This window comes from Streptomyces sp. NPDC029216, assembly GCF_040648015.1.
GTDB lineage: Bacteria > Actinomycetota > Actinomycetes > Streptomycetales > Streptomycetaceae > Streptomyces.
Window position 1 is genome coordinate 1 of record NZ_JBEZWL010000221.1, and the last position, 8435, is coordinate 8435.

Sequence of the window (8435 nt, forward strand, 5' to 3'; positions counted from 1 at the left end):
GTACGAGGTCTTGCGCCCGGCGCACCGAGAGCACGCACCAGACGCCGCGGGGCCGCCCTCCGGGCGACGACGGGACTTTGACGACAGACCCTAGGACAGGCCCTGGGGGGTGTCCGCCGGCTGCACCCGCTGGAGCAGCCCGTACGTGAACTCCGCGACCAGGGCCCGTCCCGACGCGGTGAACGCCAGCCGCCAGCGCGTCGGCGCGGTGCCCTCCATCGGCCGGGCCGGCGCGAAGGCCCGGGCCACCTCGTCCACCGTCGCCGACCAGGGCCGCAGGTCCGCGTCCGTCTCCAGTACGGGCCCCCGCGCGCCCGGGGCCCGCACCAGCCACTCGTTCCACACCGCCCCGTCCGGCGCGGCCAGCACCTCGAAGCGCAGCTCCGGCCAGAGCGGCACCGGCCACAGCAGCGCCTCGCACTCCAGGTCCCCGATCCTGCGGCGCTCCGCCGACTCCGGCGGGCCGAGCACCGACCGGTAGCGGGCCAGGGCCCCGCGCGAGCGGGGTGAGCGGACCATGGCCTGCCAGCGCCGGTTGGCCTCCCGCTGCTCGGCGAGGGTGGCGCCCAGCCGCAGCCGGGCCGCCTCCGCGAGATCGGGCTGGAAGTCCGCCATCCTGCGCAGCAGCACCAGCTGGAAGGCGCCCGGACCGAAGGCTCCCGGGCGGTGCGGATTCGGGGTGGCGGTCATGGAGGTCACCTTTCCACACAGGATCCTCACCTGACCGGAATGTTTATGTTGCCGGGGACCACATAGCCTGCGGGCGCCATGAACTACTTCTGCCCCGCCTGTCAGAGGCACCTCAACGGCGCGCTCGCGTGCGCCGGGTGCGGGACCCCGGCCGAGTATCTGGTGGCCGCCGCGCCCAGCGCGCCGACCCCGGACCCCGAGCCGCAGCCCGCGCTGGCCGAGGTGTTCGCGGACTCCCTCGTCGTGCTGACGGGCCCCCACGAGGGCCGCGCCGGTACGCGCAAGCGCGCGGCCAGCCGCCGCAGGCGCGGGCGGACGGTCCTGGCCGTCGGCCTGGGGCTGGTGCTCGCGACCGGGGGCTCGATCGCCGTGGCCCGGATCGTGGGCGACGACGAGGGCGTGAACCGGGCCGACAAGGTGGTGCTGACCGACGACGGGCCCAAGCAGCCCGACGCGCTGCCGAGCCTGGACGCGCCGGCCGTGCCCTCCGCCCTGCCGAAGGGCGCGGGCGGGGCATCGAAGTCGGCCCGGCCCAGCGGGAGCCCGAGCGGGTCGGCGCAGCCGGGGCCGAGCGGGAGTGCCTCCGCCTCGACGGGGACGCCCTCGCAGAAAGGTTCCGGCGGGGCGAGCTCCGTAAAGACGACGTCGCCGGGGAATCCCGGACCGGGTACCTCCGGCACGGCGCAGCCCGGTCCGACGCAGACCAAGCAGGGCACTCCGAAGCCCGAGCCGACGAAGACCTGCGTGTTCTGGATCTTCGGCTGCTCGTAGGGCTGACCCGGCCACGGGCCCCCCGGCTCAGCCCAGCATCCGCTTGAGCAGGTCCCGCAGGGCCGTGCGCTCCTCGGCGGAGAGGCCGGCCAGGGGTTCGCGCGCGAAGTCCAGGGACTCGCGCAGCCGCTCGGCCGTCTCGGCCCCCTGCTCGGTGGGTGCGGCCAGCTTCACCCGGCGGTCGGCCGGGTCCGGGCGGCGTTCGACCAGGCCGCGGGTCTCCAGCCGGTCGATGATGCCGGTGACGTTGGAGGGCTCGCAGCGCAGCTTCTGTGCGATGCGGCGCATGGGCAGCGGCTCCAGCGACAGCAGCGTCAGGACCCTGGCCTGGGCGCCGGTGAGCTGGTGGCGGGCCGCCGCCTCCTCGTACTCCATGTGGTAGCGGGCCACGACGTCGCCGATGAGCTCGACGACCTCGACGGTCACTGGGTCTGCGCGACGAGTGGGCATGGGATCAGCGTACCCATTTACTTGACAACATGAAATATCCAGGAGCATGGTTGTTTCAGGTCGTGAAGCATTTCCGGGCTTCCCGCCCTCCTGCCTTCCTTTCCCCCTTCCTGGAGCCCCTCATGTCTCAGATCCCCGCCGTCAGCCGCGAGTGGCACCTCGTCCGCCGTCCGCAGGGCTGGCCTGTGGCCGAGGACTTCGCCCTGCGAGAGGTGCCCGTCTCCGCCGAGCCCGCCGCCGGCCGGATCCTGGTCCGCAACCTCCACATGTCCGTGGACCCGTACATGCGCGGCCGGATGAACGACACCAAGTCCTACATCCCGCCCTTCCAGCTCGACGAGCCGATGCAGGGCGGCGCGGTCGGCGAGGTCGTCGCCTCCAACGCCGAGGGCTTCGAGGTCGGCGACCACGTCCTGCACATGCTGGGCTGGCGCGAGTACGCGGAGCTCGACGCGCAGCACGCCGTCAAGGTCGATGCCGCCCTCGCCCCGCTCTCCGCCTACCTCGGCGTCCTCGGCATGCCGGGCCTGACCGCCTACGCGGGCCTCTTCGAGGTCGCCTCCTTCAAGGAGGGCGACTCCGTCTTCGTCTCCGGCGCGGCGGGCGCGGTCGGCGGCCTCGTCGGCCAGTTCGCGAAGATCAAGGGCGCCTCCCGGGTGATCGGCTCCGCCGGCTCGGACGAGAAGGTGACGCTCCTCACGGAGAAGTACGGCTTCGACGCCGCCTTCAACTACAAGAAGGCCCCCGTCCTGGAGCAGCTGACGGAGGCCGCCCCCGAGGGCGTCGACGTCTACTTCGACAACGTCGGCGGCGACCACCTGGAAGCCGCGATCTCGGTCATGAACGTGCACGGCCGCGCCACCCTGTGTGGTGCGATCGCCGGCTACAACGACACCGAGCCCGCCCCGGGCCCGCGCAACCTCATGATGGTCATCGGCAAGCGCCTGCGCCTCCAGGGCATCCTCGTCGGCGACCACTACGGCCTGCAGCAGCAGTTCGTCAAGGACGTGGCCGGCTGGCTGGCCTCCGGCGAGCTCCGGTACGACGAGACGGTCGTCGAGGGCGTCGAGAACGCGGCCGGTGCCTTCCTCGGAATGCTGCGCGGCGAGAACACCGGAAAGATGATCGTTTCTTTCACCCGCTAGGCTCAGCTCCGTACCGTCGCGATCGTGGGCGCGAGTCGCGGCGACTATCTGGAGGATCCACTTTCATGTCCATCACGCAGTCCGACGTCGCGTACACGGCCGTCGCCACCGCCGAGAACGGCCGTGACGGTCGCGTCGCCACCAACGACGGCCGGCTCGACGTCGTCGTGAACCCGCCGAAGGAGCTCGGCGGCAGCGGCGCCGGCACCAACCCGGAGCAGCTGTTCGCCGCCGGCTACAGCGCCTGCTTCCAGGGTGCCCTCAGCGTCGCGGCGCGCAACGAGAACGTCGACGTCACCGGCTCCACCGTGACGGCCGAGGTCGGCATCGGCAAGAACGACGAGGGCTTCGGCATCATCGTCAAGCTCACCGCCTCGATCCCGAACGTGGACGCCGCCGTCGCGAAGGACCTGGTCGAGAAGGCCGACCAGATCTGCCCGTACTCCAAGGCGACCCGCGGCAACATCACGGTCGAGCTGAACGTCGCCTGACGTCCCGCGCCGCAGCTCACGAGGGCCGCACCCCTTCCGGGGTGCGGCCTTCGCCGTAAACTGGCCGCATGCGTGATCTTGCGGGGGGTTTCCGGTACCTGTTGGCCGGACAGAGATGGGTGTTCGGGAACGGTCGCTGGCTGGGCTTCGGCCTGCTGCCGGGCCTGGTCTCACTGGTGCTCTACGGGGCCGCGCTGACCGGCCTCTTCTACGGCGCCGACGATTTCACGGCCTGGGCCACGCCGTTCGCCTCGGACTGGTCCTCGCCCTGGCTCGGGCTCTTCCGCGGCTTCCTGACGGCCGTGGTGATCTCCCTCGGGCTGTTCCTCTCGGTGATCACCTTCACCGCGGTGACCCTGCTGGTCGGGCAGCCCTTCTACGAGTCCCTCTCGGAGCAGGTCGACCGCACCGAGGGCGGCGAGGTCCCGGAGTCGGGGCGCTCGTTCTGGGAGGACCTGTGGATCTCCGCCCGGGACAGCCTGCGGCTGCTGGTGCGGGTGATGATCTACGGGATCCTGCTGTTCGCCCTCGGGCTCATCCCGGTGGTCGGGCAGACGGTGGTCCCGGTGATCGGCTTCTGCGTCTCCGGCTTCTTCCTCACCCAGGAGCTCACCTCCGTGGCCCTCCAGCGGCGCCGGGTGGACCTCGACCAGCAGCTCGTCCTGCTGCGCGGGCGCCGCGCGACGGCACTCGGCTTCGGCGTGCCGCTGGTGCTGCTGTTCCTGATCCCGCTGGTCGCGGTCTTCCTGATGCCGGGCGCGGTGGCGGGGGCGACCCTGCTGGCGCGGGACCTGGTGGGGGACGGCGCCGAGGACTCCGAGGACGGGCCGCAGGGCGGCCCCGCCGCCGGCCAGGCCCCCGCGCAGGCGGGCCCGTACGGCACCACCGGCCAGCAGCCGTACGGCACCGGCCAGGCCTACGGCCAGGGCTACGCTCCGGCCCCGGGCCAGGCGTACCCGCCGGCTCCCGGGCAGGGTTACGCCCCCGCGCCGGGGCAGGGGTACGGGCAGCCCCAGGCGCAGGCACCCGCGTACGACCAGGCCCAGGCCCCGGGCTACGCCCAGCCCCCGGCTCCCGGCTACGCCCAGCCCCCGGCCTACGGCCAGGCTCCGGCCCAGCCCTCCGGGTACTCCCAGCCCCCCGCCCACGGCCAGGGCTACGGCTACGCCCAGCCTCCCGCCCCCGGCCAGTCCCAGCCCCCGGTCCAGCACCCCGACCCCCGGTTCGGGAACCCGCCCTCGTACTCCTGAGGCCGTGGCCCGGGCGCCTCAGCGCCCGGCGCCCCGGCGGAGCAGGGTGAGCGCCCCCACCGCGTCCTCGCCCCCGTGGGCGGCCGGGGCGGCGTCCAGCCGTTCCCGGCAGGCCGGGTGCCTCAGGCGGCGTCGGGGATGTCGGCCGTGGTCACGGTCGGGGTGAGGGCGTCCGCCTCGGCGAGCAGGGTGCCGTCCGGGGACCAGACCGCCGCGCCGCCGCAGCCCGTCCAGGGGCCCGCCGGGCCCACGTGGTTGGCGAGGACCACGTACAGGCCGTGTTCCTTCGCCATGCCCGGGTAGACGGTGGCGCGTTCGGCGATGCCGTCGCCCGTGCCGTACAGGGAGCTCGCCAGGTGGACCCGACAGCCGTCGGCCGCGCCGCGGGCGGGCAGGTCCGGGAAGTGGTTGTCGAAGCAGACGCCCAGCGAGAAGCGGATGCCCCCGAGTTCGAAGCGGCCGTCCTCGGTGCCCGGGGTGAAGGCGCCCCGTTCGTGCTGGTACAGGTGCTGCTTGGCGTACGTGGTGAGGTGGGCGCCGTCCGCCGCGTAGACCAGGGTCGCGATGGCGGGCAGCGGGCCGTCCGTGCGCAGGGCGACGTTGACGGCGACCGCGATGCCGGAGGAGCGCAGCCCGTCCAGGCGGGGGTCGTCGGCGTCGGAGAGCCACAGGGAGGGGTCCTGGGCGAGGGACTCCAGTTCGTAGCCGGTGAGCGTGAACTCCGGGAAGACCACGAGCTCCGCGCCCTGGCCCCGGGCCCGGGCGGCGAGGGCGACCGCGGTCGCGGCGTTGGCGGTGACGTCGGCGGGTACGCAGGTCAGCTGAGCGGCGGCGATCTTCATGGGGTTCAGGATGCCAGGGCGGCGCCCGGCAGTTGCCCGCGCCGGCGTACGAGGGCCAGCTCCAGCAGGTTGAGCCCGGTCACCACGGCGGTGAGCAGCGCGAGCGCCGCCAGTGAGGGCAGCAGCGCGGCCAGCGGCAGCAGGAGCAGGACGAGCGCGGCGGCCGCCAGCCGGGTCACCGACCAGGCGTGGAACAGGTGCCAGCGGGTGTAGCCGAAGGTGGCCAGGAAGAGGGCGCAGCCCCCGTAGAGGAGGGCGGCGACGCCGAGCGGGAGCCGGGCCCCGGGGTGGGCGACGGCCTCGGCCATGCCGACGGCCACCGCGATGATCGAGGCGATCAGCGAGAGGTGCCCGTACGAGAGGACCTGCCGGGCCACGTCCGCCCGTACGGCTGCGGTCTGCAGCCCGTGCCGGACGGCGTCGGCCGCGAGGTGGAAGTACACCCACCACAGGCTGCAGACCAGGGCGAAGGCCACGGCGACGGCGGCCAGCGAGCCGGTGTCCAGCTCCGGGGCGGCGGCCACCGGGGCGCCGACGGCCACGATCGACTCGCCCAGCGCGATCATCACGAACAGGCCGAACCGCTCGGCGAGATGGCCCGAGTCGAAGTTCAGCCGGACCATGTTGCGGCGGGTGAGCCGGGGCGAGGCCAGGTCCACGGCGGCGGCCAGCGCCCACAGCCCGACCCGGGCCGTGCCGTCGAGGAAGGAGCCGGCCAGCAGCAGCGGGCCGCTGATCAGCACCGACAGGGTGACCGGCGTGGGCCTCAGGCGGCGGCTGCGGCCGTGGGCGAGCGCGGCGAGCACCAGGCGGGCGCAGAAGTAGGCGCCGGCCAGCAGCGGCCCGCGGTCCCCGAAGGCGTCGGGCAGGGCCAGGGCCATCAGCAGGCCGCACAGTCCGGCGGCGAAGAGACCGAGCCGGTTGACGGGCCGGTCGGCGTCATGGGTGTTGGCGTGGACGGTGTTGCCCACCCACACCCAGTAGACGGGCACGAAGACGATCAGGGCCCGTCCGGTGCCGGCCCATCCGTGGTCGTGGTGCAGCAGTGCCGAGACCTGGGTCACGGCGAACACCAGGACCAGGTCGAAGAACAGCTCCGACCACGCGACCTTCTTCTCGCGCTCTTCCGGCTCTTCCGGCTCCATTTCGCGTCCCCCCGCTCGAAGTCCGGGGGAAAGGATGCCCGGTGGGGGCGTGCCGCTATGCGCCGGGGCCCCGCAACAGCGTCAGGAAGGAGCGGAACGCGGCGGGCATGTCCACCGATTCCGGGGCGAGCAGCCACTGGTACTGCAGGCCGTCCATGACCGCCGTCAGCAGCGGAGCGGCCTGTTCCGGGGTGAGGCCCGAGGGGAGGACCTCGCCGAACTCGGCGCGCAGCAGGGCGGCCATCTCCCCGCGCACCTGCGCGTAGCGCTCGGTGAAGAAGGCGCGGGCCGGGTGGCCGTCGGTGACGCTCTCGCCGAGCAGCGCCGAGAAGGTCTGCACGATGCCCGGGCGCATGGCGTTGTACTCCACCAGCGAGGCCAGCAGGTCCAGCCGCCAGGTCTCGGCCGAGGCGCGCGAGCCGCCGCCCGTGTCCCAGCGGTCGCGTTCCTCCAGGACCGCGACGAGCAGGGCCTCCTTGGTCGGGAAGTAGTGCAGCAGGCCCTGCTGGGTCAGGCCCACGCGTTCGGCGACGGAGCCCAGGGACGCGCCCCGGTAGCCGCGCTCCGCGATCACCTCGACCGCGGCGCGGACGATCTCGCCGCGCCGCTCCTCGCTCTTCGCCCTGACCATCGCGCCGCACCCTTCCGATCGGACCCCGCCCGGCAGTCGTACGACCGTACGCCATCCATCCATCACGAAGAGATTACGACACCTACCGCTTTACAGGGAAAGCGTCCACCATGAGCCCACGCACCGCACCGCACCCACAGAGCGAGGAGGCACGGCCGTGTCCGATGCCGATCAGGCCGCCGACGACCGAGGGGCCCGCGAGCAGCTCCGCGAAGACGCCGTCGAGGCGGCCCTGGACAAGCTGGACCTCGACGCCAAGACCGGGCTCCTGGCCGGCCGGGACATGTGGTCCCTGCCCGCCCTCCCGGAGATCGGGCTGCGCTCCCTGGTCATGTCCGACGGGCCCATCGGCGTCCGGGGCGTGCGCTGGAGCGCCGACGACCCCTCGGTCGCCCTGCCCTCCCCGACCGCCCTCGCCGCCACCTGGGACCCGGCCCTGGCCCGCCGGGCCGGCCGGCTGCTGGCCCAGGAGGCCCGCCGCAAGGGCGTCCACGTCCTCCTCGCGCCCACCGTCAACCTGCACCGGTCCCCGCTCGGCGGCCGCCACTTCGAGTGCTACTCCGAGGACCCGTACCTGACCGGCGCCATCGGCACCGGCTACGTCCAGGGGGTCCAGGACGGCGGCATCGGCACCACCGTCAAGCACTTCGCCGGCAACGACGCCGAGACCGAGCGCTTCACCGTCGACAACGTCATCGCCCCGCGCCCGCTGCGCGAGCTCTACCTGGCCCCCTTCGAGGCCATCGTCCGCGGCGCCCGCCCCTGGGGCGTCATGACCGCCTACAACTGGGTCAACGGCACCACCATGACCGAGCACGGGCAGCTGGTGAACGGGGTCCTGCGCGGCGAGTGGGGCTTCGACGGGTTCAACGTCTCCGACTGGATGGCCGCCCGCTCCACCGCCGGCGCCCTCGAAGGCGGCCTCGACGTGGCCATGCCCGGCCCGGCGACCGTCTACGGGCCCGCCCTCGCCGAAGCCGTCCGCGCCGGGCAGGCCGACGCGGCCGCCGTCGACGGGGC

9 protein-coding genes and 1 pseudogene are annotated in these 8435 nt (G+C 73.4%); 5 read left to right on the top strand and 5 right to left on the bottom strand.

All coding sequences use genetic code 11. The features are described from left to right. Positions 1 to 90: 90 nt before the first annotated feature. Positions 91 to 690: a hypothetical protein gene (locus AB0F18_RS37180; protein ID WP_362069348.1), complete on the bottom strand. Its 600-nt coding sequence runs from the start codon at positions 688 to 690 to the stop codon at positions 91 to 93. Between the two features lie 78 nt (positions 691 to 768). On the opposite strand from AB0F18_RS37180, the gene AB0F18_RS37185 reads away from it, so the two are divergent. Continuing rightward, positions 769 to 1461, top strand: coding sequence for a hypothetical protein (locus tag AB0F18_RS37185; RefSeq protein WP_362069351.1), 693 nt, complete (start codon positions 769 to 771; stop codon positions 1459 to 1461). 27 nt (positions 1462 to 1488) lie between these two features. On the opposite strand, the gene AB0F18_RS37190 is transcribed toward AB0F18_RS37185, so the two are convergent. Continuing rightward, positions 1489 to 1911 (bottom strand): MarR family transcriptional regulator, encoded by a 423-nt coding sequence (locus AB0F18_RS37190; protein WP_362069354.1) that lies wholly within the window; start codon positions 1909 to 1911, stop codon positions 1489 to 1491. 122 nt (positions 1912 to 2033) lie between these two features. Between AB0F18_RS37190 and AB0F18_RS37195 the strand changes: the two genes are divergently transcribed. The 3 genes and pseudogenes from AB0F18_RS37195 to AB0F18_RS37205 all read left to right on the top strand — a co-directional run. Beyond that, the gene (locus tag AB0F18_RS37195) at positions 2034 to 3056 is read left to right on the top strand and encodes an NADP-dependent oxidoreductase (protein ID WP_362069357.1); all 1023 of its coding nucleotides are present in this window, start codon (positions 2034 to 2036) and stop codon (positions 3054 to 3056) included. Between the two features lie 65 nt (positions 3057 to 3121). Further along, entirely contained in the window at positions 3122 to 3547 is a 426-nt protein-coding gene (locus AB0F18_RS37200; protein ID WP_358896269.1) for an organic hydroperoxide resistance protein, read from the top strand. Positions 3548 to 3615: 68 nt separating this feature from the next. Beyond that, positions 3616 to 4350 (top strand): annotated as a pseudogene (locus AB0F18_RS37205) (EI24 domain-containing protein); the annotation flags it as partial. Positions 4351 to 4919: 569 nt separating this feature from the next. Here the strand turns inward: AB0F18_RS37205 and AB0F18_RS37210 are convergent. From AB0F18_RS37210 to AB0F18_RS37220, 3 genes are read right to left on the bottom strand one after another with little or no spacing between them, the layout of a single operon-like run. Then, positions 4920 to 5639 carry a carbon-nitrogen hydrolase family protein gene (locus AB0F18_RS37210; RefSeq protein ID WP_362069360.1) on the bottom strand — a complete coding sequence of 240 codons (720 nt, stop codon included), beginning with the start codon at positions 5637 to 5639 and terminating at the stop codon, positions 4920 to 4922. 5 nt (positions 5640 to 5644) lie between these two features. After that, on the bottom strand, positions 5645 to 6784 hold the full coding sequence (locus AB0F18_RS37215; RefSeq protein WP_362069363.1) for a low temperature requirement protein A: 1140 nt from the start codon (positions 6782 to 6784) through the stop codon (positions 5645 to 5647). 55 nt (positions 6785 to 6839) lie between these two features. Next, entirely contained in the window at positions 6840 to 7415 is a 576-nt protein-coding gene (locus AB0F18_RS37220) for a TetR/AcrR family transcriptional regulator (protein ID WP_362069366.1), read from the bottom strand. Between the two features lie 157 nt (positions 7416 to 7572). On the opposite strand from AB0F18_RS37220, the gene AB0F18_RS37225 reads away from it, so the two are divergent. Further along, the coding region (locus tag AB0F18_RS37225; RefSeq protein WP_362069369.1) for a glycoside hydrolase family 3 N-terminal domain-containing protein at positions 7573 to 8435 on the top strand (863 nt) is incomplete at its 3' end.

Excerpts from the sequence above, each read along its gene's own strand:
- AB0F18_RS37185 (WP_362069351.1), top strand. The coding sequence starts at position 769 with ATGAACTACTTCTGCCCCGCCTGTCAGAGGCACCTCAACGGCGCGCTC.
- AB0F18_RS37195 (WP_362069357.1), top strand. The coding sequence starts at position 2,034 with ATGTCTCAGATCCCCGCCGTCAGCCGCGAGTGGCACCTCGTCCGCCGT.
- AB0F18_RS37220 (WP_362069366.1), bottom strand. The coding sequence starts at position 7,415 with ATGGTCAGGGCGAAGAGCGAGGAGCGGCGCGGCGAGATCGTCCGCGCC.
- AB0F18_RS37210 (WP_362069360.1), bottom strand. The coding sequence starts at position 5,639 with ATGAAGATCGCCGCCGCTCAGCTGACCTGCGTACCCGCCGACGTCACC.
- AB0F18_RS37190 (WP_362069354.1), bottom strand. The coding sequence starts at position 1,911 with ATGCCCACTCGTCGCGCAGACCCAGTGACCGTCGAGGTCGTCGAGCTC.
- AB0F18_RS37200 (WP_358896269.1), top strand. The coding sequence starts at position 3,122 with ATGTCCATCACGCAGTCCGACGTCGCGTACACGGCCGTCGCCACCGCC.
- AB0F18_RS37215 (WP_362069363.1), bottom strand. The coding sequence starts at position 6,784 with ATGGAGCCGGAAGAGCCGGAAGAGCGCGAGAAGAAGGTCGCGTGGTCG.
- AB0F18_RS37180 (WP_362069348.1), bottom strand. The coding sequence starts at position 690 with ATGACCGCCACCCCGAATCCGCACCGCCCGGGAGCCTTCGGTCCGGGC.